This is a genomic window from Pseudomonas sp. P5_109, assembly GCF_034009455.1.
In the GTDB taxonomy this organism is placed as follows: Bacteria; Pseudomonadota; Gammaproteobacteria; order Pseudomonadales; family Pseudomonadaceae; genus Aquipseudomonas.
Window position 1 is genome coordinate 5,302,625 of record NZ_CP125380.1, and the last position, 23,719, is coordinate 5,326,343.

The following is a 23,719-nucleotide window of genomic DNA, read 5'->3' on the forward strand; positions in this document are numbered from 1 at the left end:
AAAAAGCTTCACGGAAAAAGGGATGAAAACATCATCGCAGGTCTGATCGCCATTGCGATCAATCAAAGGCCGATGCCGGAGGAATAGGCATGACACCCGGAGGAATCGCCATGGTCGGTACGGGGGACGGCGCCCAGAATGCGCCACCTCACCTGTCACTGCTTTTGCGAGGTTCACCATGTACACCGCCATCGGATACGCCGCTCAGTCGGCTAGCACTCCCCTCGCCCCCGTGAAATTCGAACGTCGCAGCCCAAGGCCTGACGACGTTGCCATCGAGATTCTCTACTGCGGCGTCTGCCATTCCGACATCCACCAGGCCCGCAACGAGTGGGGCATTGCCGTTTACCCGTTGATGCCTGGCCATGAAATCGTAGGCAAAGTTACCGCCGTCGGTGCAAACGTCACTAAACACAAAGTCGGCGATTTGGTCGGTGTTGGCTGCATGGTCGACTCGTGCCGCCGCTGCGAAGCTTGCCAGGCCGACCTGGAGCAATACTGCCTCGAAGGCCCGACCATGACCTACGCCACCCCGGACCGGGTCGACGGCAGCAACACCATGGGCGGCTACTCCGACAGCATCGTGGTCAGTGAGCACTTTGTGGTGCGCATCCCGGAAAAACTGGCCCCGGCCAGCGCCGCGCCGATCCTGTGCGCCGGCATCACCACCTACTCACCACTCAAGCACTACGGCGTGAAGGCCGGTGACAAGGTCGGGATTCTCGGCATGGGTGGCCTCGGTCACATGGGCATCAAGTTCGCCAAGGCCATGGGCGCCGAAGTGACGCTGTTCACCCGTTCGGCAAGCAAGGCCGAAGAGGCTCGCCGCCAGGGTGCGGACCATGTGGTCGTGTCCACCGATGACGCGCAGATGCAGGCCGCCGCCGGCCACTTCGATTTCCTGCTCGACACCATTCCGGTACAGCACGACCTCAACCCTTACCTCGATACGCTGCGATTCGACGGCGTGCATATTCTGGTGGGGTTGATCGAACCGGTGGAGCCGCCGGTGCATGCCGCCAAACTGGTATTGGGGCGTCGCGTGCTCGCCGGTTCGCTGATCGGCGGCATCGCCGAAACCCAGGAAGTGCTGGATTTCTGCGCCGAACACAACATCACCTGCGACATCGAGATGCTCGACATCCACCAGATCAACGAGGCTTACGCGCGCATGATCGCCGGTGACGTGAAGTACCGCTTCGTCATCGACATGGCGACCCTCAAGGTTTAAACCTTGAGGCCAAGCTCCGCCGACAGCCGGGCCGTGACCCCTTTGATCAGGGGAATCAGCTCGGCCATTTTTTCCAGCGGCATGTAGGGCACGGTGCTGGCGATGCTGATGCCAGCGACGATGCGCTTGCTGGCATCGCGGATCGGCGCCGCCACGCAACGGATCGACGGTTCGTTGTCTTCCAGGTCGAAGGCATAACCGCCAGCTACGTACTCGACCATGCGCTGCTCGAACTGCTCCCAGGATTGCTCCGGGTGCTGCGGCCAGAACTGGTTTTTGCCACCCACCGGCAGGCTGACTTCGTACAGGCGCTGCCACTCTTGCGGCGAATCATCGAGCATCAGCGCCTTGCCGATGCCGGTGCGCGCCAATGGCATGCGATGGCCAACCCGCGAACGCATTTCCGGGCCATTGCGCCCCGGGTTCTTGTGCAGGTACAGCACTTCGTCGCCCTCACGAATCGCCAGGTGAATGGTGTCGCCGGTCAACGCCGACAACTCATCCAGATACGGCCCGGCCAGGGTCACCAAGGGCAACTCTTCACGGGCCTGAAAGCCCAGCTCAATCAGTTTCGGCCCCAACAGATAACCGACTTGCGGCACCACCCGCAGATAACGCTCCTCCACCAGGCAACTGGCCAGGCGATGGGTGGTGCTGCGCGTGGTGCCGATCAGCCGGGCGATTTCCTTGAGATCGCGGGCACCGCTGGCCACGGCATGAACCACACCCAACCCGCGAAGCAGGGTCTGGGTGCCGGTCGGTGCGGCGTCCTTGGCGATTTTTGGGGCGTCTTCCTGCATATCCAGCCTTTACCGTTGTGCGAGTGAACGGGCGGCATTATGGTCGCCCGCGTGCCACGACTACAACTTGATACGCTCGACCTTGCCCACCAGCAGGATGTAGGACAGCGCGCCAATCAACGCCAATACCGAGATGTAGGTGATCGCCGGGGCAAAGGAATCACCTGTCGCGAGGAAACCGATCACGATAGGCGTGGCGATCGCCGACAGGTTGCCGATGAAGTTGAACACCCCGCCGGTCAGCCCGAGCAGGCGCGCCGGAGCCAGGGTCGACACCAGCGACCAGGTGATCGAAGCCAGGCCGTTGCCGAAAAACGCCAGCGCGAGGAAGGCAATCACCAGCGGTGTCGACTCAACGAAGTTGGCGCCGATGATCGAGGTGGAAATCAGCAAGCCGCTGATGATCGGCAACTTGCGGGCGAAACCTACCGTGCAGCCGCGACGGATCAAAAAGTCCGAGAAGAACCCGGAACACAGCACACCGACAAACGCGGCGAGAAACGGCAGCGATGCCAACAGCCCGGACTTGATGAAGTCCATGCCGCGATATTTCACCAGGTAAGTCGGGAACCAGGTCAGGAAAAACCACAACGTCGAGTTGAGGCAGAACTGCCCGAGGTAGATACCCCAGAGCTTGCGCTTGGTCAGGACAATGCCAAGGTCGGTCCAGCTGAATTTGGCTTTGACCTTGGCCTGCTCGGCCTGGATATCCACCAACCCGCCGCCCTCGCGGATCAAGTCGATTTCCGCGTCATTGGCGCCTTTGAAATCCCGCGGCTCGCGATACACCGCGTACCAGATCAGCGCCCACACAATGCCCACCGAACCCGTGGCAACGAACACCATATGCCAGCCGAATTCGTGCTGCAGCCAGGCCAGCACCGGCGTCAGGAAAGCCAAGCCGACGAATTGCCCGGAGGTGTAGAAACCGATGGCCGTGGCGCGCTCGCGCTCGGGGAACCAAGTAGTGACCACGCGACTGTTGATCGGGTACGCCGGCGCTTCCAGGGCACCGACCGCCATGCGCAGCACGAACAGTGCGATGAAACTGGCAGCGAAGCCGAGCATCACCGTGGCCACCGACCACAGCAGCAAGGCGACGCTATACAGGATCCGTGGCGGCACGCGGTCCACCAACCAACCGCCGGGGATCTGCATGGCGGCGTAGGTCCAGCCGAATGCGGAGAAAATCAGACCGACATGGATCGGATCGATGCCCAGGTCGCTGGTCAGCGCCGGCGCAGCAATCGACAGGTTGCTGCGATCCAGATAGTTGATCACCACCGTGATGAACAACAGCACCATGATGAAAAAACGCTTACGGCTGGGCGTCACCAACGACGCCTGCCCGGTGAGGGTTTGCGGTTGCATGAGGGGTGCCTCTTCTTATGTTTATTGAGGTCGTTCCAAGACTGGCGCTAACCCTGTAGGAGCCGGCTTGCTGGCGATAGCGGTGTGTCAGGCACCATCAATATTGAATGATGTGCCGCTATCGCCAGCAAGCCGGCTCCTACAAGGGATCTGTGGTGGGTTAGAGATCACTCACCACTCGGCAAAACTGCCGTCGGCATGGCGCCAGATCGGGTTGCGCCAGCGGTGGCCGATGGCCGCGCGCTCGATCACGTATTCCTCGTTGATCTCGATGCCCAGGCCCGGGCCGTTCGGGATCTTCACGAAGCCCTTGTCGTAGTCGAACACCCGTGGGTCTTTGACGTAGTCGAGCAGGTCGTTGCTCTCGTTGTAATGGATGCCCAGACTCTGCTCCTGGATGAACGCGTTGTAGCAAACCGCGTCCAGTTGCAGGCAGGCCGCCAGGGCAATCGGACCCAGCGGGCAATGCAGCGCCAGCGCGACGTCGTAGGCTTCGGCCATGTTGGCGATCTTACGGGTTTCGGTGATGCCGCCGGCGTGGGAGGCATCCGGCTGGATGATGTCGACGTAGCCTTCGCTGAGCACGCGCTTGAAGTCCCAGCGCGAGAACAGCCGCTCACCCAAGGCAATCGGCGTGCTGGTCAGCGGCGCCAACTCCTTCAGCGCTTCATAGTTTTCGCTGAGCACCGGCTCTTCGATGAACATCAGCTTGTACGGATCAAGCTCCTTCATCAGCACCTTGGCCATGGGCTTGTGCACCCGGCCATGGAAGTCCACGCCTATGCCGACGTTCGGGCCGACCGCATCGCGCACGGCCGCGACGTTGGCCAGGGCCTGGTCAACCTTGTCGAAGGTGTCGAGGAATTGCAGCTCTTCGGTGCCGTTCATTTTCACCGCGGTGAAACCACGCTCGACCGCCTCTTTCGCCGCACGCGCCGTGTCCGCCGGACGGTCGCCGCCGATCCACGAATACACACGAATCTTGTCCCGCACCTGACCACCCAGCAGATCGCTGACCGACACACCCAGCGCCTTGCCCTTGATGTCCCACAAGGCCTGGTCGATACCGGCCAGGGCGCTCATGTGGATCGCGCCGCCACGGTAGAAGCCGCCTCGGTACAGCACGGTCCAGATGTCTTCGATGTTGCGTGGGTCCTTGCCGATCAGGTAGTCGGACAATTCTTCAACGGCGGCGGCAACGGTGTGGGCGCGACCTTCGACCACGGGCTCGCCCCAACCGGTCACGCCCTCGTCGGTTTCGACCTTGAGGAAGCACCAGCGCGGCGGAACGATGAAGGTAGTCAGTTTGGTGATTTTCATCTTTTGGCTCTCTTATTAGATGCAGCGCGCTCGGCGCTCAAAGAAGTCTTAGCGAAGGGCTTTCCAGGCAGCGACGTAGACCTTGGCATTGGCCGCCACTTGCAGAGGGGTCATGCCCGGTTTGAACAGACCGGAGCCGAGGCCGAAACCTTTGACGCCAGCGTCGATGAACGACTGCATGTTGTCCGGTGTGATACCGCCGACCGGCGCCAGAATGGTTCCGGCAGGCAATACGGCGAGCCAGGCTTTGACGACTGCCGGGCCCATCTGCTCGGCAGGGAACAGCTTCAGCACATCCGCGCCTTCAGCCAGCGCGGCAAAAGCCTCGGTCGGTGTAGCGACACCTGGCGACAGGTAAAGCCCCGCCGCTTTCGCTGCGCGCAGGACTTTCGGATCGCTGTGGGGCATGACAATCACCTGGCCGCCCGCGGCTTTCACCTGCTCGACCTGTTCCGGCGTCAACACCGTGCCGGCACCGATCAGGCAATCGGCAGGCAAGGTACTGCGCAGGATGCGGATACTTTCGTACGGCTCAGGGGAATTGAGCGGCACTTCAATGACGCGAAATCCGGCGGCGTACAGGACTTCGCCAATGGCGGCGGCCTCCTGTGGACGCAGGCCGCGCAGGATCGCGATCAGGCCGTTTTGCGCCAGCGCTTGTTTGAGCATGTCAGGTCTCCAGGCAGGTTTAACGGGATGCGGTGGACGTGACCAGGCCGGCAGCGAGCGCCAGTTGCCACAATCCGCGTTCGGTGGCCTGTTCGGCCAGGGTTACCCGGGCAAAACCGCAGGCATCGAGCGCGCGGCTGTAGCGGGCACAGAGTTGGGTATTACCGATGAGGATGATCGACGGCAGATGCACGCTGTTGCGGCGGCGTCGCTGCACGCAAGCCAGGGCCGCCAACTCGTGGCCGATCAGCAGGCCGGAGAGGTAGTCCGCCTGGGCGGTGGCGCTCAATTCGCCGGTCAGCCCCAAGCTGCGGGCGCTGAACAGGGTCGACAGCGGGCCGGTTTCGCCGTCCGCCGACAACGCGACCTGCACACCGCGATCAAATGCGTCGCCATCGAAGGACCCACCACGCTGTTGGGTGCGCCCGAGAATGCTGTGCTCGCTGAGCACGGCGAACACTTCGCCGGTCATGAACGTATCGAAATGCACGATGCAACCGTCGGCCACTTCCACCCATTTCGAATGGCTGCCCGGTAGGCCGATCAGCAGATCAGCGCCCGCCCCGCCCGCCAGGTTTTGCAGTACACCGAGCACCTGGGTTTCTTCGCCGCGCATCACGTTCGGCAAACGCGAACGCTGGATAACGCCGGGCACAATGTGCACATCGACACCGCGCACGCTGCGCACGGTTTGCAAGGAAGTACCGAGAGTGGCGACGTTTGCCGGCGTGTCGCGGTAAGCAGCTTCGCACCAGCCCTGGGCGCTGCCGACCATGCCGCAGGCAATCACCGGCAATTGCGGCTGCGCATCGAGCCAGTCGCCGCACGCCTCATCGAAGGCCAGTTCGAAACCATCGGTGCATTCGCGGCCGCCAATGATTCGCGGCGCCTTCGGCAGCTGCATGATCCCCGACGACAGCGATCGCTGTTCGAGCACTTGCCCGCCTTCAGCCAGTTTGTAAGCACGTAATGAGGTTGTCCCCCAGTCGAGCGCGATCAATTGCGCCTGCATCGCTTCACCTGTTTTGGTTTTTGGCAGTGAGTGAGCTGGACTATAAACCTGGGCAGGGGAAAATCTCAATATATAAATATCAATCCCATATTATGAGACATCACAAAAAAATCGCAGCTCGAAGGCTGCGATTTTTTAAACGCGATCAGTTCAGTTGCCCGCGGCGAAATCCCGCAGCACCGCGCCATCCATCCGATAACGAACCCACTCCTCCTGCGGCTGCGCCCCCAGGGACTTGTAGAAGTCGATGGCCGGCGTATTCCACTCCAGCACGCTCCACTCGAAACGGCCGCAGTCGTTGGCGCAGGCGATTTTCGCCAGATGCCGCAGCAGGGTCTTGCCCGCACCGCCGCCGCGCTGTTCCGGGGTGATGTACAGGTCTTCGAGGTACAGGCAATTGCTACCCAGCCAGGTGGAATAGCTGAAGAAGAACACCGCGAAACCGATGGGTGCACCCTCGCGCAGGCAGATCAGGCCATGGGCGGTGGCGCCTTCGCTGAACAGGCTGCGCTCGATGTCGGCAACGCTGGCGATGACTTCATGGCGGGCACGTTCGTAGTCGGCCAGTTCAGTGATGAACGCGAGGATTTGCGGTGCGTCACTGGGGGTCGCCGGGCGGATTTCGATCGTCATGGACGTGCCTTGTCAAAAGTGGAAAACGCCATACTAAGTCGGCGCGGTACTTGTGGCGAGGGGGCTTGCCTGTGGTGAGGGGGTTTGCCTGTGGCGAGGGGGCTTGCCCCCGTTGGCCTGCGAAGCAGGCCCTTTCTCAGCGATTGCGTTACACCAGAAAGACTCCAGTGTTTTTATTGGGGTTGCTGCGCAACCCAACGGGGGCAAGCCCCCTCGCCACAAAAGCGCTCTTATGGCAGATCGTTACTCCGGCAGGCACTAACCCTGGCATCGATAACCTCGAACCTAACATTCGCGCGCTGCATGGTTAGATAGCAACGCTGCTCATTTATCCGGTCAAGGAACCGCGTCATGTCTACCGCGACACCCCCTGTTTCAAGCAGGTTGTTCGGCCTGTTTTGCCTCGCCAGTTACCTGTTGTCGTTGTCCTATGGCTCGACTTTTTTGCTGTCGCTGTTGATCAGCTCACGCGGTGGCAACGAGCACGACGCCGGCAGTGTGATTTCGGCGGCGATGCTCAGCACCTTTGCGGCGGTGATCGTTTCCGGCCATTTGTCCGACTTGCTCGGTGCCGCCCGATCCGTGGCGTTGTTCGGTGTATTGCTGGTGGCGGCCAGCCTGGGTTTCGCCCTGACGCCGGGTTTCGGCCAGCTGTTGTTGTTTTTCGGCCTGCTGCTGGGCCTGGGCTGGGGCGTGTTCTACACGCTTGGGCCGATCATCGTGGCGAGCCTGGTGACGCCCGCACAACGCGCCAAGTACTTCGCCCTGCTGTCGGGCAGCATGATGACCGGGATCGGCAGCGGCCCCTTGCTCGGTCGCGCGGCGAGCGCCCTTGGTTATCCGGTGACCGCTGCGTTTTATCTGGCCGCGCTGGCCAGCCTGATCGGTGTGCTGCTGTTCTGGCGCCTGGATCGGCAGTTGAAACAGGCGAACACCCAATCAACCAGCGTGTCGCGGATTTCCTGGCGCGCAGCAGGTCAGGTCCTGTCGTCCCGGGCCATTTTCCCGATCATCATGGTCGGTCTAGGCGGCTGCGTGTTCGGCGGCCTGTCGAGCTTTCAAACCAGTTACGCGGCGGCGCGCTCACTCGACTATTCGTTGTTCTTCCTCGGTTTCATGAGCGCGGCGATCAGCGGCCGCATGCTGGTTGCCGGGTTCGTGGTCAAGCGCGATCCATTGCGCGCCTCGTGCCTGCTTTCGGGGCTGATGCTGGCATCGATCGTGATGTTCGGTTTTGTCGTCGACAGCAGCGTCAGCTACGTCCTCGCGGCGGTGATGCTCGGGATCGGTTACGGCCTGACTTACTCGGTGATCAACGGCCTGGCCGCCAATGAAGCGCCGAACGGCACCACCGCGCAATCCTTGCTGCTGTTCAGCCTGTCGTACTTCATCGGCGTGTTCGGCTTCCCATTGCTGGCCGGGAAAATCATCGTCGAGCAAGGCATGGCCACACTGTTGCTCACGATGTTGGCGGTTGCCTCGTTCAACTGGCTGATCACCGTGGGTCGGTTGATCTGGCGTCGGGTGACCACGACCAAGGCGCTGCAGCAAGCCTGAGCCGTTCGTCGCGAATAATGCACCCATCCGGACCGAGGACGGACTAATCAGGTAAGGACTCTACTCGTTGGAGACAACACCATGATCCTGTCCAGGTTGACCGCCCTCGCCCTCACTGCTCTGCTGTCCTCTGCCGCGTTCGCCGGGACCATCGGCTCGAGCACCGGCCCGACCAACCCGGTGGAAAAGCCCAGGGCCCCCGCCATTCAGAGTGCCCCCGGGATGAACACCGACGGCACCACGATCGATCAAAACCTCCCCCCCTCCACCGGCACCGATCCACGCACCCAGGGCAATGACATGGGACGTCAGGGCGGGACGAATCTGCCTGACAGCAAAACCCCCAGCAGCGGCGGCCTCGGCTCAAGCACCACCGAGGACAAGGAAAGCCATATGCGCGAATAGTGAACCCGGGGAAAACCGCATGCCTCGCCAAGATCTGTGCCAAACGCAGCCCCCTGCAGGAGCGAGCTTGCTCGCGATGGCGGCAGATCAGCCGCTGAAGGTCTTACTGATCAACTCATCCACTTCAGCCACCCCCGGCGAAGTCGCCGGCCCCCAGCGGGTGACCGCCAGCGCCGCTGCCGCATTGGCCCGCCGCGCCGCATCAAACGCCGACAAGCCCTGCGCCAGCCCCGCCACAAACACACCGGCATGGGCATCGCCGGCGCCGTTGCTGTCCACTGCGTCGACCTTGAATCCCGGCACATGCCGGCGCTCGCCGCCCTGGCTGATCCAGCAACCGTTGGGCCCGTCGCGCACCACCATCAGCACCCCGACCGGCAAATGTTCGGCCAGGCAATCCAGCGCCTGGGCAATGTCCGACGCGCCGGTAAATTTCAGCGCTTCCACGGCATTGCTGGTCCACACATCGATGCGCGCGAGCAAGGCTTGCATCAGCGGCGCGTCCGGCGAATCCACCAGCGGGCCCGGATCGAACACCACATTGACTCCATCCGGCAGCGCCAACGTCCAATCCACCAGCGCTTGCGCCTTGCCCACGTGCAGCAGGCTGTAGCCGCTGACATAAACGTAATCGCCCGCCTCGGCCGGCACGCTGGCCAGATCCTGTGCGCTTAACTCGCCTTCGGCGCCGATGTAGGAGACGAAACTGCGCTCGGCCGAAGCGTCCGTGATGGCCACGCACAGCCCGGTGTCGCGCTCGGCGCGGCCAGCAATGCCAATACGGATACCTTCGGCGTTCATCGCGTCACGGGCCAGATCACCGAAGCGTCCGCTACCGTGGCGGCCAAGGTAGACCACCGGCAGACCATTGCGCTGAGCAGCGGCCATCACATTGAAACCACCGCCGGCTTCGAAACTGGCGGACTGCGCCAGCACGTCACCGCCCGCCTCGGGTAGTTTGTCCACGGCCATGACCAGGTCGATGATGACCTGACCGGTGTGCAGCATTCTAGGCATGAGCATTCTCGATCATGGCGGCGCGGCGATCCCTGGCCCCGCCGAGTACAAAGTAAATCCCGCCAGCGACCACGAAGGTCACGATCCAGCCGAGGCCGTTGTGGCCCAGCCATGAATCGGACAGAAAACCTTTGAACCAGACGTTTTGCGCGGTGGTGCCGATGGTGGTGAAACTGAAACCCAGCACAATGGCGATCGCCCACGCGCCGAATGCGCGCCACTCGATGCCGCCGCGATACCAGTAGGCACTGCTCGGGCTGACGTCCAGCAGGTCCTTGGGGCTGTAGTAGTGACGGTGAATCAGGTCGACCACGAAGATCCCGACCCACGCCGTGATCGGCACCGCCAGCAGGGAAATGAAGGTAATGAACGGACCGTAGAAGCTGTCGGCGATCAGCATGAAGTAGATCGAACCGGCGAAGATCGCGACGATGTCGACCACCACGGCATAGACGCGCTTGACCTTCAGGCCGAGGGTCAGCGTGGTCAGGCCGGCGGAGTACACCGACAGGTTGTTCGACAGCAGCAGGCCGCCGAAGGCAGTGATCAGGTACGGCACGGCCATCCAGGTCGGCAGCATGTCGCGGATCGCGATGATCGGGTCAGTGGCTTGCGCCAGGTCGTTGTTGCCCACCGACAGCAAGCCGCCAAGGGTGATCAGCAGCACCAGCGGAATCCCCGCACCGAACGCCGCCGACGCTACCAGGCGCACGGCCTTGACGCTGCGGTGCTGGTAGCGCGACATATCCGCGCCCGCATTGGCCCAACCGATGCCGGTGCCGGCGGCCATGGTGCCGACGCCGATGATCATCGCGCTGAGCGGTGCAGGCGTGGCGTTGAACACCGCGCTCCAGTCGATGGTCGCGCAGAGGAAACCACCGACCAGAATGTTCAGCGCGCCGAACACATAGGTCGCCCACTTCTGAATCACCAGCAAAGTCGCATGGCCGAGGCCGGACACCGACAAGGTCAGCAGCACGAAAATCGCGATGAACACCAGGGTCAGCAGCGGTGCGCTCTTGGCTTCCACCGGCGAGCCGAACAGGATCGAGCACAGCGACAGCAGCACGAACGCAGCGGTGGTGGTGTTGACCGTTTCCCAGCCCAGGCGCGACATCAGCGAGACCAGCGTCGGGCCGATGTTGCCGCGCACACCGAAGATCGCTCGCGACAGGGTCAGGCTCGGCGCACGGCCGCGACGGCCGGCGATGGAGATGATCCCGACCACCGCGAAGGAACCGGCGGCACCGAGGATCGCGACAATGATCGCCTGCCAGATCGCCAACCCGCGAAAGGCCACGAGGGTCGCGCCCAGCGGCAGGCCGAGGATGGAAATGTTGGCGGCGAACCAGACCCAGAACAGTTGCAGCGGATGCCCGTTGCACTCGGATTCCGGCACCGGTTCGATGCCACGGGTTTCCAGTTGCCCGGCGCTTTGCCCGGCGTTGGTTGAACTCATGAAAAATGCTCCTGTTGCCATTTGTTGTGGTTGTGGGCAATTCGGGAAATCGACACAACAGCCCGGCCATCCTGGCCAAGTTCGTGCGCTCCTTTACGCGTGAAAAATCTTGATTGCGCGGTGCGCCCTTCGCGAGCAAGCCCGCTCCCACAGGGAAAGCGAAAACCTCAAGGCACATGCAGTACCTGTGGGAGCGGGCTTGCCCGCGAAGGCGCCAGTCCAGTCAACGCAAAGCAAGAAGCCCTATCACAAGAGGTTCAAGCTCGAGCTTATTGACCACCTTGATCTTGTCGATCATCTCGACCGGCCAGCTCTCAAGACCCAGGCAGGCGCCAAGCATCGCGCCCAGGATCGCCGCGATGGTGTCCGTGTCGCCACCCAGGCTGGCAGCCATGCACAGTGCATCGAAGGCGTTCATTTCACCGATGGCCACTTGCTGGGCCAGGGCGAACGACACCACCACTGACTCCTGGGAAGCCACCGATGTGCCGATCACGTCGTACAGCAAATCGGCGAGCAGCCCATTGTCACTGTCGACGCTGATGCTGCGCGCCCAACTGATGCGCGAGGCAATTCGTCCACCGGCCACCCAGTGACCGTGGCTTTCCGCTTGCTGGGCGATTTGCTGGCCGAGGTTCAAGGCCTCGCCCAGGTCCATGCCGTTGATGCCGGCCGACACCACCGCCGCCACCGCCGCCGCGCTGGAGATCCCCAGCGTGGTGTTGTGAGTGACCTGACAGGCCTGCACGACAGCCTCAATGAAACGCTGCGGATTGGCGACGTTCGCCGCGATCCCTACAGGCGTAATGCGCATCGCCGCGCCATTGGTGGTGCCGTAGCGCCCCGCTTCTTCCGGAGAATGACCGGCGAGAATCATCTCGATGGCGCGTTTGGTCGAAGGACCGAGCAAGTCCTGCGAGCCTTTGGCCTGCATGACGGCTTCCCATTCGATCAGGCGTTGCGCGAGCACCGACGGTTCGATCTTGCCCTTGCCATCAATCAACAACTGGCCGACCAGGATGGCCTGTTCGGTATCGTCGGTGATCGAGCCCTTGGGCATGTTCGCGGCGATCGGCTGATCGGGGCCGGCGTCCTCAAGATTGGTGATTTCGCCGAAGCGCGCCTGGACCTGTGCGCGACTCAGGGATTGGGTCGGCATGCCCAGTGCATCGCCCAGGGCCAGGCCATAGAACGCGCCCAGGGCACGATTGAGCACAGTCATTTCGAATGTCCAAATTGCAGGTGCAGGCGGAAGTGCACGGGATCGAGCAGGCTTTCGACCTGTTCCATGAAACGGTTTTGCCGGTCATAGGTGGTGCGCAAGGCCTTGAGGAACACCGTGCCAACCGGACGTCCCAGCAGCTCGGCATCCTCGGCATTCAATGGCTCGGCGCCGATCCACTGATCGCCACGTTCACCGATGTAGCCGTAGGCGGCCAGGGTGATGGTCAGGGAGTTGTCGATCAGTCCCACACGCGGCAGGCTTTCCAGGCCGCCGGTCGCGGGCATCAATGAACGTTCGAGAGAGACCAGCGTGCCGTCATTGGAACGGCGACGACGGTCGAGGGTGATGAACTGGTCGGTGCCGAAACGCGGCAGCAGATCAGGACGGGTTACCGCCTCCAGCCGCAACACTTCGGTATTGACCAGCGCCCCGCTGTCGGCCAGCGCCTGCGCCCAGCCGCTGCGCTGGTCGAGTACCACGCCGTCAAACGTGACGATGGAACCCACCCCGCTCTGCGTCGCGATGTAGTTGCGCCGTTTCAATTCGGCCAGGGCCTCACGCAAAGTGCCTCGGCTGACTTTGAATTCCTGAGCCAACTGATGCTCGCCCGGCAACTGAAAGCCGTCCTCCAGGAGGCCGCTTTCGATGCGCCGGATGAGTTCGTCGACCACCCGTTGTTTCTTGTCAAATCGTACCTGTCTAATCATGTACAAAGTGATAACCGAAACGGGTTCGGGCGGGCAAGAAAAATTTCAGGGAGGTGACGGAAGGAATGGCGCAAGGACCAGCGGTCGACACAGTTCAACTGTGGGAGCGGGCTTGCTCGCGAAGACGTCAGCACATCCAACATCGATGTCACCGACAGATCGCTTTCGCGAGCAAGCCCGCTCCCACAGGAGATCACCTGTACCTTCAGACTTCGGTGGTCAGCGTTGTTTGAGGCGGTCAATCACCACCGCCAACAACAAAATCGAACCCCGAATCACATACTGGTAAAACGTATCGATGTTCTTCAGGTTCATCGCATTCTCGATGATCGCCAGGATCAGTACCCCGGCGATCACGTGCCGGATCATGCCAATCCCGCCACTCAACGACACCCCACCCAACACGCAGGCCGAGATCACGGTCAGTTCGAAACCCTGGCCGATCATCGGTTGGCCCGAGGTCATGCGCGACGCCAGGATCACCCCGGCCAGCGCACCGATCACGCCGTGCACGGCGAAGATGATGATCTTGGTCCGGTCGACATTCACACCCGCCAGCAACGCCGCTTCCTGGTTGCCGCCGATGGCCATGGTGTTGCGCCCGTAGGTGGTGTAGTTCAGCAGCCAGCCGAAGAACAGGAAGCAGACAATGGTGATCAGGATCGGCACCGGCACGCCGAACATCTGGCCGTTACCGAAGACGAAGAACGATTCCTGGGACACCCCCACCGCCTTGCCGTTGGCGAAGATGTAGGCCAGGCCACGCACGATCTGCATGGTCGCCAAGGTGGTGATCAACGCGTTGACTCGCAGCTTGGCAATCACGATGCCATTGATCAGCCCCACGATCAGTCCCATCACCAGCGCCGCACAGACGCCGAGAAACACGCTGTCGGTGTCGCGCATCACCACCGCCGCGACCACCCCGGCACAGGCGATCACCGAGCCCACCGACAAGTCGAAATGCCCGGACGCCAGGCAATACAACATGGTGCACGCCGCGATCCCGGTGGTGGAAATCGCCAGGCCCAAGCCACGCATGTTCAGCGGCGAGAGGAAGTTGTCGATCAGCAAGGTGCAGGCGACAAAGATGCCGACGGCCGCCAGCAGCATGACCCAGTCATCGAGGAAGCGCCGCATATCCAAGGGTTTGCGCGTGGTCGGCAGGGTGTTGTTTTGGGTTGTCATCATAGTCACCTCTCAGTTCGCCGTGCCGTCGGCGCGTTGGCGCGGCAAAGCCAGTTGCAGCAGGTTGGATTCGTTGGCCTGGTCGCGGCTCAGTTCGCCGCGCATCGCGCCTTCACACAGCACCAGGATGCGGTCGGAAATACCCATCACTTCCATCAGGTCGCTGGACACGACAATCACCGCGATCCCCTCGGCCGCCAGGTTATGGATGATCTGATAGATCTCGGCCTTGGCTCCGATGTCGATGCCGCGGGTGGGTTCGTCGAGCAGCAGCACCTTCATCGGCATCGACAACCAGCGGCCGAGAATGGCCTTCTGCTGATTACCGCCGGAAAGAAATCTGATCTGCTGCCCGGCGTGTGGCGTTTTCACCTTGAGCGCCCTGATCTGCTGGTCGGCGTTGTCCTTTTCCCACAGGCCACGCAACAGGCAGCCGAAGGTGGAATGGGCGCCGCGTGCGCTGATGTTGATGTTCTCGGCGACGCTGGCCAGCGGCAGGATGCCTTCCTTCTTGCGGTCCTCGGGGCACAAGAGGATCCCGGCGGCAATCGCGTCCCTAGGTGAACGCAGCTTCAGTTCATGGCCACGAAGCTTCAGCTGTCCGGCGCTGTTGCGTGCCAGGCCGCTGAGCAGGCGCAACAGCTCGGTACGACCGGCACCGACCAGCCCGAACAGCCCAAGGATTTCGCCTTTGTGCACCTCGAAACTCACCGGCTCACGCAACCCCGGCCCGAGCAAACCGTCGACCTTGAGCGCCACCGCACCGCGCTGACGGGGGCGGTAATCGTAGATGTCCTGGATGTCGCGCCCGACCATGCAGGTGACCAGTTGATCGTGGGTCAGCTGGCTCATGTCGTCGAACGTGCGCACATAGCGCCCATCCTTGAACACCGTCACCGCGTCACAGATGCGGAACACTTCTTCCATGCGATGAGAGACATAGAGCACCACTTTGCCCTCGTCGCGCAGCCGGCCGATGATCGCCATCAAGCGCTCGATCTCTCGCGCCGAAAGGCTGCTGGTGGGTTCGTCGAAGGCAATCACATGGGCACCCCGGGACAACGCCTTGGCGATTTCCACCAGTTGCCGCTGGCCGAGGGACAGGCGCCCGACTTTCTCTTGCGGGTCGATTTCATCGGCCAGGCCCTTGAGACAGGCCAGTGCCTGCTGACGCAAGGTGCCGCGATTGATCAGGCCGAAACTGGCCGGCAAATGCCCGAGAAACAGGTTCTCGGCCACGGTCATTTCCGGCACCAGATGCAGCTCCTGGTGGATCACCGCGACGCCACTGCCGATGCTGTCGGCGGTGGACTTGAAGTCCATCGTCCGCTCACCGATCTGCAAGGCGCCGCTGCTGGGTATGTAGGCCCCGCCGAGGATCTTGAGCAGCGTCGACTTGCCGGCACCGTTCTCGCCCATCAAGGCATGAACCTGCCCCGGATGGGCGACAAAGCTGATGTTGTCCAGCGCCTTCACCCCGGGAAAGGTCTTGCCGATCCCGTTGAAGCGCAAGCTGCCGCTGTGTGGTTGTGTATTTGTTTGCGCGTGCATAACCCACCTCTTCACACCGATCAGGCGACCCCGTCGCCGGGGCCACCGCTGAAATCAAACGACCGTCAGTTCCACAGGCCGATCTTTTCCAGCTCCTGCTTGAAGTTGTCGCGGGTGATCAGCGTCACGTCGTCCATGGCGGTGAATTTCGCCGGTTCTTTGCCGGTGGTGACCCACTCGTACATCATGCTCGCGGTGTTGTAGCCCTCGATGTGCGGGCTCGGCAACATCGAGCCGTAGAAACCGCTGTCGGGTTTCTTCAGCTCGCCGATGGCGTCGGTACCATTGATGCCGATGCCGATCACGTTGGCCGCAGCGAAACCGGCGCTCTCGGTGGCACGTACGCCGCCGAGCACGGTGTTGTCGTTCATGCCGCCGATGATCAGGTTCTTCGCCGCACTCGGCAGTTTCACCAGGGCCGAGTTGGTGGCGTCCATGCTGCCCGGTACGTCGAGAGTCTTGAGGGCCGAGAACAGGATGTGGTCCTTGGGCATGCCGGCATCTTCCAGCGCCTTCACCGAACCATCAGTGCGCTTCTTGCCGGTGTCGAGTTCGTTGTAGGTGTTGATCACCGCGTAGGTGTCTTTCCAGTCCCAGCCGCGCTTCTTCGCTTCGGTGGCCATGGCATTGCCTTGTTTCTGGCCGACTTCGAACGCAGCCATGCCGAGGTACGGCACGTCTTCCATGAACTTGCCGCTGGCATCGACGAAACGGTCATCGACCGCAATTACTTTCAGCCCGTTGAGCTTGGCCTTGGCCATGATCGCAGGTCCCAGGGATACGTCCGGCGGGCAGATCACGAAACCCTTGGCGCCGTTGGCGGCGAGGCTGTCGATGGCGGATAGGGTTTTCTCCCCGTCCGGCACGGCGATCTTGATCAGGGTGAAGCCCTTCTCTTTCCCGGCCTTTTCGGCAAAGGCCCATTCGGTCTGGAACCAGGGTTCTTCCGCTTGCTTGACCAGGAAACCGATTTTCACTTCCTCGGCCGCCAGCAGCGTGCTGCTCAGGCTGACCGCCGAGACCGCCAACGCGGCACAGCACAGGGAACGAATAGCATGACGACGATTCATAAGCTGACTCCTTGTTATTGTTCTTGAGCGTTCTTTGAAAGCGTTCTTCGTAAACCAATGGGCGGTAAAGCCGCACTGCCAATAGTCATATCGTATGATGATTGGATTTCAGACGTAGTAGTGCGGCTGAAAGCCCGATCACTCAGTCGTGGTACATCACCGAGCGTCCGCCATCGATGGTGATGCACGAGGCATTGATGAACGGCGCTTCATCGCTGGCCAGGAACACGGCGGTCATTGCCACTTCGATCGGCTGGCCGATGCGGCGCGGCGGGTGCAGGTCAAACGCGCGCTGGCGCTCGGCGTGGGGGTCGGTGAAGCCGTTCCAGTAATCGACGTTGATCTGGGTTTCGATGTAGCCCGGCGCGATGGCATTGACGCGAACACCCTTGGCCGCATATTCGATGCCCAGCGCGCGGGTCAGGCCGAGCAGGCCGTGCTTGGCCACCGGGTACGGGAAGCAACCCGGAATGATGTGGCTGGAATGGGTGGACGCAATATTGATGATGCTGCCGATGCCCTGCTCGACCATCTGCGGCAACACCGCCTTGCAGCCGTACCATGCACCGTCCAGGTCAATGGCAAAACAGCGACGCCAGTCTTCCTCGGTCATTTCCAGCGGATCACGGAACACGTTGACCCCGGCGCAGTTGACCAACACATCGATCCGGCCATGCAGGTCGATTGCCAGCCTGGCCATGGCGTGCAGATCCTGCTGACGCGACACGTCGGCCTTGATCGCCACCACGTCGGCACCTTTGTCTCGCCAGTGAGCTGCGACTCTCTCGACTTTTTCGGCCTGAATGTCGCTGATGATCAACTTGGCCTGCTGGGACGCGAAGGTCGCCACAATCGCTTCGCCAATGCCCTGGGCGGCACCGGTCAGCAACACGACCTTGTTTTTCAGGCGCTCGCCCTTGGGTGGTTCGGGTACCGGTGGTAATGACAGTGGTTCAGCCATGGATCAAGACTCCTGTTCGAAAACACGACGAAAACCGGGCATCTGTCGATGTCCGGTCAAAAGGCGTTAAGGAAGAAACAGGTGAAAGCGTAAACGTTTCAGCTCGGAAACGGCCTGAGGCAGTGTCTCCGCAAGGGAGCATGGGGGAACTTCGCTGCATCACTTCACCTGTTTTGTTTTTTTAAGTGTGAGTGCATGTACCTGGTGAGGCCGACTATAAACCCGGCCCGCGATAAATCTCAATATATATATTTGCATCCCATATTTAGGGATCTATCCAGCGAAACGCGTGCAATGCTTTCCAGGCACATCCACTGGCATCGACAACACGGCCCCATCCAACGGATGGCCCAGCGGACTTGCCGCGCTGGTGATGTACAGGGTCTTCAGGTCTGTGCCGCCAAACACGCAACTGGTGGGACGACTGATCGGCAGTTCAATGATCCGATCGACTTTGCCGTCCGGGTTCAACCTGAGCAGGCAGCTGCCATCCCAACGGGCATTCCAGATAAAACCTTCGGCATCCATCGCCGAACCGTCCGGGCCGCCACGCGCGTGCGCACCCAACCAGACTTGCGGCGCATCGAGGGCTCCGTCGGTACGGATGAAATGTCGATACAGGGTGCCTTCGAGGCTGTCACCGAAGTAAACGCTGGTGGCGTCATCGCTCCACAGCAACGTGTTGGGAATGCCCAGGTTGCGCAACAACGGCACAACCCGTCCGGCGCGATCGATGCGAAACAGCCCACCCGAACGATGGACGATGGGCAGGTCTTCGCCGTGTTCTCCGATATTGTTTTGCATGGTGCCAAGCCAGAGCCGGCCCAGGGCGTCGCAGCGAGCTTCGTTGGGGCGGTTGCCCGATTGCGGATCGGCCACGCAGAACAATGTCAGGCGCGGTTCCAGGCCTGGAGAGTCGAGATCGAGCCGATACACGCCGCTGCTCAGTGTCACCAGCGCGTCGCCGCTTTCGCAGGGAATGAACGCCGATACGTGCTCCGGCATCTGCCAGATCTGCACGTTGGCGCCGATCAAGCGCAACGCCTGTTTACCGGCGATATCCACCCAGTACAGGGCCTGGGTGGGCGCATCCCAGAACGGGCCTTCGCCCAGTTTCGCCCGATGTCCGGTAACCGCCGTCAACGTCATGAAACCTCCTGCATTGTTCTTGTTTTTATATGGGGTTTTTTGTTTTCAACTGGCCTTTTTATCGGCCATGACTTGCGGGTAGTAACGCTTGATCGCCAGGTCGGCGTTATCGATCAGGGTCATGCAGGCCCAGACACCCCGGGCGGTATCACGGGCCGCTATGGCCTCGGCCAGGTCCCGGTGGATCGGCAAGGTGCGACGCAATTCATCCGGGTCGGCGGCGGACACTTCAAAGGCCACCGCCAGCAACGCGCCGAGGGCCGGAACCATTTGTTCGATGAATTGATTGTGGCTGGCAGCGAGAATGCACTCGTGGAAGAACTGGTCGGCACGGTTGTAATCGATGCCGCTGTCCACCGCACGCTCCAGCGCGTTGCAGGCCAGCAGGATTGCATTCACTTGTTCGCCGGTTGCGCGCTCGCAGGCCCAGCGCACGGCCATGGGTTCAATGGTGCGGCGCAGGTCGAGCAAATCGTCGACGAAGTTTTCCGGCAAGCCGCTGCGTGACAACCAGCCGACGACTTGGGGATCGAAGAGGTTCCAGCGTCGCACCGGCAACACCCGCGTGCCGACTTTCGGACCGACCTCGAGCATGCCTTTGGCAACCAGGGTCTTGATCGCTTCGCGGATGACCGTGCGGCTCACGCCGAGTTGTTCGCCAAGGTCGGCTTCGACCTTGAGGGACTCACCCGGCTTGACCTGCCCCGTGGCGAGCCAGCATCCCAGCCAGTCAACCGTCGACGCATGAAAGCTGCTGGACATGGACACCTCAAGGTCGAACGCGATGGAAGCTCACGCTAATCATCATATGATTGAGTGTCAATTTGATTTTATAGAGAACGACAGAGATCTACTGTGGGAGCGGGCTTGCTCGCGAAGACGGAGTCACATCCGACAACGATGTCGGCTGACCCGGCGCTTTCGCGAGCAAGCCCGCTCCCACAGGGTTTTGCGTCAGGGCTCAAGACCGATGGGGAAGAATTCGCCGCCGCTCCATACACCCAGCCAGCGCTGACCGTCGATCTCGCGACTCACCGCCAGCTCGACCAATTGATAGAACACGTTGCGGTGAATCAACGCCTCAAGATTACTGCGCACATGCACGTAAGGCGCTGGCTCCTGCGTGACCGGGTCGATGACCACGCGCATTGGATGCTCGGCGCCGGCCTCGGTGGTTTCATCGACGTTGGTGGTAAAGCGCAACACCTGCGCCTCGCCCTCGCCTTCCACGTCCACCGCGATTGCCACGAACGGCACGTCGTCGACCTTGATACCGACTTTTTCCACCGGAGTGATCAGGAAATAATCATCGCCGTCGCGGCGAATGATGGTGGAGAACAGCTTGACCATCGGCTTGCGCCCGATCGGCGTGCCCAGGTAGTACCAGGTGCCGTCGCGGGCGATACGCATATCGATGTCGCCGCAGAAATCGGGATTCCACAGGTGCACCGGCGGCAAGCCTTTGGTCTTGGGGATTTGCCCCAGCAGGTCGTTGGCTTTTTGCGGGCCACTCATGGCGTTCTCCTTGGTTTTACTGGTCGCTGAGCCCCAGCAGGCTACGCGCGTATTGTTCCAGCGGCGGGCCCATCAGGTCTTCGGGTTTTTTATCGTGGAACGTCAGTAAACCGCCACGACTCTTGATGGTCGCAGTATCAATCAAATACTGGGTGCTGGTCTCGATCAACATGATCTGAATCATACCGCTATCGATGCCAAGACGATCCAGGGCTTCCTGGTCCAGCCACTCGTCCGAGTTGCCGATACGGTCGTCAGACTTGGCAAATCGGGTGTAGAGCAGATAGTGCGCACCGGCGGCACGGGCTTCGCCCATGGCCTGGTCGAGGCCTTCCGGCGTACGGGCACGGCGGACCATCGGGAAGTATTCGACGAAGCCATCGAAGGCGACTTCGGCAATCACGTTGGGCCGTGGGTAAACGACGCTGCCCGGCGGCATGAAAACGCCTTGGGCGATGTAGACGAACGAGTCCGGCTGGATGCGCAGGTTGTTTACGCGACGGCTGTCGCTGTGGTCGAGCAGCCCCGCATCGCTCATATGGTAACGAGTCCCTTCGGCCATATCGCTGATGTTCATGCAGCCACCAAGTGCCAAAACGGCCAGCAGCAAAACCAGGCTACGCATCCTATCCTCCAGAGGCCGGTGTCGGAAAACCGGCGAATGGCCGTTGGATGCAGCTTCCGCGCCAGTCCTTGAGCCTGTTTATATATCAGGACTGCGAATGATGATCTGTGGCGAGGGAGCTCGCTCCCGCTCGGCTGCGCAGCAGTCGTAAACCGCTGTATGCATTATGCCCGGTGCAACTTGGAAATGGTTTTGGGGTTGCTTCGCAACCCAGCGGGAGCAAGCTCCCTCGCCACAAAAGCTCCCAGTCACAAAGTCCGGTTCAGCCGCCGATAATCTTCATGACAGTCGCGCCGCCCGAGAATGCCACTTCCTGCTTGTCACCCAAGGCTTTGACCAGCAGTCGCTGCAGCGCGGGCAGCGCTTGATGACGCGGCTTGTCCAGCAGGTCGCCGATGTAATGGCGATTGCTCGACGACAGGCAGCCATGCAGCCACCCGGTGGAAGATAAACGCAAGCGTGAACAGGTCCGGCAGAAAGGCACGCTCTCGTTGGCGATCACGCCGAAATAGCCCTGGCCGGGAATTTCATAGCGAACGGCCGTCGCATCGACCGGGGCATCCGCCTGCAGGTATTCGTAGCGCTCGCCGATCAGGCTCAGCAGCTGCTGGAGGCTGACGAACTGCTGCAAAAAGGCATTGGAATCGTTGGCCAGGTGGCCCATGCGCATCAGCTCGATGAAGCGCAGTTCATAACCGCGCTCCAGGCAGTAGTCGAGCAGCGGCATCACTTGATCGAGGTTCTGCCCGCGCAGCGGCACCATGTTGACCTTGATCTTCATGCCGGCCGCACTGGCCTCGTTCATGCCGTCGAGCACGGTGGCCAGGTCGCCGCCCCGGGCAATGCCACGAAACGCACTGGCGTCGAGGGTATCGAGGGAAACGTTGAGGCGCCGAATGCCTGCGTTCACCAGCAGTGGCAGTTTCTTCGCCAGCAACTGGCCATTGGTGGTCAGGCTGATGTCCTCCAGGCCCATCTGCCCGACCGCCGTCATGAACGCTTCGAGTTTCGGGCTGACCAGCGGCTCGCCGCCAGTAATGCGCAGGCGCTCGATCCCCGCCGCTTCAATCAGATAAGCCACACCGCGCGCCATGGCTTCGGCCGACAACTCATCCTGCGCAGCCACCAGCCGCTTGCCGTTGGGCACGCAGTAGGTACAGGCGTAATTGCAGGCTGAGGTCAGGCTGATTCGCAAGTTGCGAAAACGCCTGCCTTGACGGTCAACGATCATGGTTACTCCGGCGGAAGAATATCGGGCTGCTAAAACTTGACTCAGAAATCAAGTTTTAGCAAGTCCTCTACCTGAGTATATTCCTGCGGCACTGCGCCAAGTAGCGAAATCATGGCGCAATAAGGCAACTGAATGGCTCAGCTGCCGGAAGTGTCGGTGTCGCGCTTGCGCTTGTTGCCCATGCGCACGCCGATATCCATGAGGAACTGGAAGAAACCTTCCTGATCTTCCAGCACATTGCTCCAGAACGGCGAGTGATACAGCGCCACGGCACCGTGCACCAGCGCCCAGGACGCGCAGTAATGGAAGTAAGGCGGCACGTCTTCGAGCTTGCCTTCGCTGATCCGGCCCTTGATCAGCAGGGTCAGGCGTTCGAAGTTCGAGGCACGGATCTTGTGCAGCTCCTCGATCATCTCCGGCACCTGGTTGCCCTTGACCACTTTTTCTTCGAGGCGGTCGAACAAGCGATAGCGTTGTGGATCGCGCATGCGGAATTCGAAGTAGGCCCGGGATAGGGCTTCCTTGTCCTTGTCGACATCGGCCGAATGCAACAGCTCGTTCAAATCGCGCTCGTAGTCGAGCATCAGGCGCAGATAGATTTCCGCCTTGGATTTGAAGTGCTTGTAGATCGTGCCTTTACCGATACCGACGGCATCAGCAATCATCTCGACGGTGACACTGTCTTCACCTTGTTCGAGGAACAGCTTGAGCGCGGTATCGAGAATTTCCTGCTCGCGGCGACGGAATTCACGGACCTTACGGGGTTCTTTATGCATAAGAAAAGGTCTGTCGGGGTCAAAATTCGAAGCCGCGTATTATGCCTAACTTACGCAAAAATGCACGGATCATCCGACCATATCTGCGCTTTCTGGTCATTCCGCGTACGTTTACAGGTTGATGAGAACTCTTCCGAAGCGCACGTATTCCAAATATGTTTAAAAACCCGGGCCGCTAAACTGGACGAGGCGCAATCCTGATCAATACTTGAACTGTCGGCGGGACATCTCCCCCAAGTGTTACGCC

23 protein-coding genes are annotated in these 23,719 nt (G+C 61.1%); 3 read left to right on the forward strand and 20 right to left on the reverse strand.

Going from position 1 to position 23,719, the window contains the following annotated elements:
* Positions 1-178: 178 nt before the first annotated feature.
* Positions 179-1,231, forward strand: coding sequence for an NAD(P)-dependent alcohol dehydrogenase (locus QMK54_RS23405; RefSeq protein ID WP_320401431.1), 1,053 nt, complete (start codon positions 179-181; stop codon positions 1,229-1,231).
* Here QMK54_RS23405 and QMK54_RS23410 read toward each other — a convergent pair.
* From QMK54_RS23410 to QMK54_RS23435, 6 genes are all read right to left on the reverse strand, one after another.
* Complete coding sequence (locus QMK54_RS23410) at positions 1,228-2,031, reverse strand: IclR family transcriptional regulator (protein ID WP_223591125.1); 804 nt, start codon at positions 2,029-2,031, stop codon at positions 1,228-1,230. The two genes, QMK54_RS23405 and QMK54_RS23410, sit on opposite strands and share 4 nt — an antisense overlap.
* A gap of 60 nt (positions 2,032-2,091) precedes the next feature.
* Positions 2,092-3,402, reverse strand: a complete 1,311-nt coding sequence (locus QMK54_RS23415; protein ID WP_110663167.1) for an MFS transporter — start codon at positions 3,400-3,402, stop codon at positions 2,092-2,094.
* 171 nt (positions 3,403-3,573) lie between these two features.
* Positions 3,574-4,722 carry a galactonate dehydratase gene (gene dgoD, locus QMK54_RS23420; protein WP_102671668.1) on the reverse strand — a complete coding sequence of 383 codons (1,149 nt, stop codon included), beginning with the start codon at positions 4,720-4,722 and terminating at the stop codon, positions 3,574-3,576.
* Between the two features lie 48 nt (positions 4,723-4,770).
* Positions 4,771-5,391: a 2-dehydro-3-deoxy-6-phosphogalactonate aldolase gene (locus QMK54_RS23425; protein WP_223591124.1), complete on the reverse strand. Its 621-nt coding sequence runs from the start codon at positions 5,389-5,391 to the stop codon at positions 4,771-4,773.
* 19 nt (positions 5,392-5,410) lie between these two features.
* Positions 5,411-6,403, reverse strand: a complete 993-nt coding sequence (locus tag QMK54_RS23430; protein ID WP_110661750.1) for a 2-dehydro-3-deoxygalactonokinase — start codon at positions 6,401-6,403, stop codon at positions 5,411-5,413.
* Between the two features lie 150 nt (positions 6,404-6,553).
* Complete coding sequence (locus tag QMK54_RS23435; RefSeq protein ID WP_057713732.1) at positions 6,554-7,036, reverse strand: GNAT family N-acetyltransferase; 483 nt, start codon at positions 7,034-7,036, stop codon at positions 6,554-6,556.
* Positions 7,037-7,387: 351 nt separating this feature from the next.
* On the opposite strand from QMK54_RS23435, the gene QMK54_RS23440 reads away from it, so the two are divergent.
* Both QMK54_RS23440 and QMK54_RS23445 read left to right on the forward strand, forming a co-directional pair.
* Positions 7,388-8,593 carry an MFS transporter gene (locus tag QMK54_RS23440; RefSeq protein WP_320401432.1) on the forward strand — a complete coding sequence of 402 codons (1,206 nt, stop codon included), beginning with the start codon at positions 7,388-7,390 and terminating at the stop codon, positions 8,591-8,593.
* A gap of 81 nt (positions 8,594-8,674) precedes the next feature.
* A complete protein-coding gene (locus tag QMK54_RS23445; protein WP_223591120.1) occupies positions 8,675-8,998 on the forward strand; it encodes a hypothetical protein in 324 nt (107 codons plus the stop codon).
* 87 nt (positions 8,999-9,085) lie between these two features.
* Here the strand turns inward: QMK54_RS23445 and QMK54_RS23450 are convergent, their stop codons facing one another.
* From QMK54_RS23450 to QMK54_RS23515, 14 genes are all read right to left on the reverse strand, one after another.
* Entirely contained in the window at positions 9,086-10,015 is a 930-nt protein-coding gene (locus tag QMK54_RS23450; RefSeq protein ID WP_320401433.1) for a PfkB family carbohydrate kinase, read from the reverse strand.
* On the reverse strand, positions 10,008-11,474 hold the full coding sequence (locus QMK54_RS23455; RefSeq protein WP_320401434.1) for a purine-cytosine permease family protein: 1,467 nt from the start codon (positions 11,472-11,474) through the stop codon (positions 10,008-10,010). The genes QMK54_RS23450 and QMK54_RS23455 overlap by 8 nt, the downstream gene beginning before the upstream one ends.
* A 223-nt stretch (positions 11,475-11,697) precedes the next feature.
* On the reverse strand, positions 11,698-12,696 hold the full coding sequence (locus QMK54_RS23460) for an ADP-ribosylglycohydrolase family protein (protein WP_320401435.1): 999 nt from the start codon (positions 12,694-12,696) through the stop codon (positions 11,698-11,700).
* The gene (locus QMK54_RS23465; protein ID WP_223591112.1) at positions 12,693-13,406 is read right to left on the reverse strand and encodes a GntR family transcriptional regulator; all 714 of its coding nucleotides are present in this window, start codon (positions 13,404-13,406) and stop codon (positions 12,693-12,695) included. Before QMK54_RS23465 ends, QMK54_RS23460 begins: the two co-directional genes overlap by 4 nt.
* A 219-nt stretch (positions 13,407-13,625) precedes the next feature.
* A complete protein-coding gene (gene araH, locus QMK54_RS23470; RefSeq protein WP_223591171.1) occupies positions 13,626-14,594 on the reverse strand; it encodes an L-arabinose ABC transporter permease AraH in 969 nt (322 codons plus the stop codon).
* A gap of 12 nt (positions 14,595-14,606) precedes the next feature.
* Positions 14,607-16,145, reverse strand: coding sequence for an L-arabinose ABC transporter ATP-binding protein AraG (araG, locus tag QMK54_RS23475; protein ID WP_110662396.1), 1,539 nt, complete (start codon positions 16,143-16,145; stop codon positions 14,607-14,609).
* A gap of 65 nt (positions 16,146-16,210) precedes the next feature.
* A complete protein-coding gene (locus QMK54_RS23480) occupies positions 16,211-17,215 on the reverse strand; it encodes a substrate-binding domain-containing protein (protein WP_110662397.1) in 1,005 nt (334 codons plus the stop codon).
* A gap of 142 nt (positions 17,216-17,357) precedes the next feature.
* Positions 17,358-18,176, reverse strand: a complete 819-nt coding sequence (locus QMK54_RS23485) for an SDR family oxidoreductase (protein WP_223591108.1) — start codon at positions 18,174-18,176, stop codon at positions 17,358-17,360.
* A gap of 273 nt (positions 18,177-18,449) precedes the next feature.
* The gene (locus QMK54_RS23490) at positions 18,450-19,325 is read right to left on the reverse strand and encodes an SMP-30/gluconolactonase/LRE family protein (RefSeq protein WP_223591106.1); all 876 of its coding nucleotides are present in this window, start codon (positions 19,323-19,325) and stop codon (positions 18,450-18,452) included.
* A 45-nt stretch (positions 19,326-19,370) separates the two neighbouring features.
* Entirely contained in the window at positions 19,371-20,087 is a 717-nt protein-coding gene (locus QMK54_RS23495) for a FadR/GntR family transcriptional regulator (RefSeq protein WP_056727210.1), read from the reverse strand.
* A gap of 192 nt (positions 20,088-20,279) precedes the next feature.
* On the reverse strand, positions 20,280-20,840 hold the full coding sequence (locus QMK54_RS23500) for a DUF1285 domain-containing protein (RefSeq protein ID WP_320401436.1): 561 nt from the start codon (positions 20,838-20,840) through the stop codon (positions 20,280-20,282).
* Between the two features lie 16 nt (positions 20,841-20,856).
* Positions 20,857-21,465 (reverse strand): DUF4823 domain-containing protein, encoded by a 609-nt coding sequence (locus tag QMK54_RS23505; RefSeq protein WP_320401437.1) that lies wholly within the window; start codon positions 21,463-21,465, stop codon positions 20,857-20,859.
* Positions 21,466-21,727: 262 nt separating this feature from the next.
* Positions 21,728-22,696, reverse strand: coding sequence for a GTP 3',8-cyclase MoaA (locus QMK54_RS23510; RefSeq protein WP_110661221.1), 969 nt, complete (start codon positions 22,694-22,696; stop codon positions 21,728-21,730).
* Positions 22,697-22,833: 137 nt separating this feature from the next.
* Positions 22,834-23,472: a TetR/AcrR family transcriptional regulator gene (locus tag QMK54_RS23515; protein ID WP_008050425.1), complete on the reverse strand. Its 639-nt coding sequence runs from the start codon at positions 23,470-23,472 to the stop codon at positions 22,834-22,836.
* Positions 23,473-23,719: the final 247 nt, after the last annotated feature.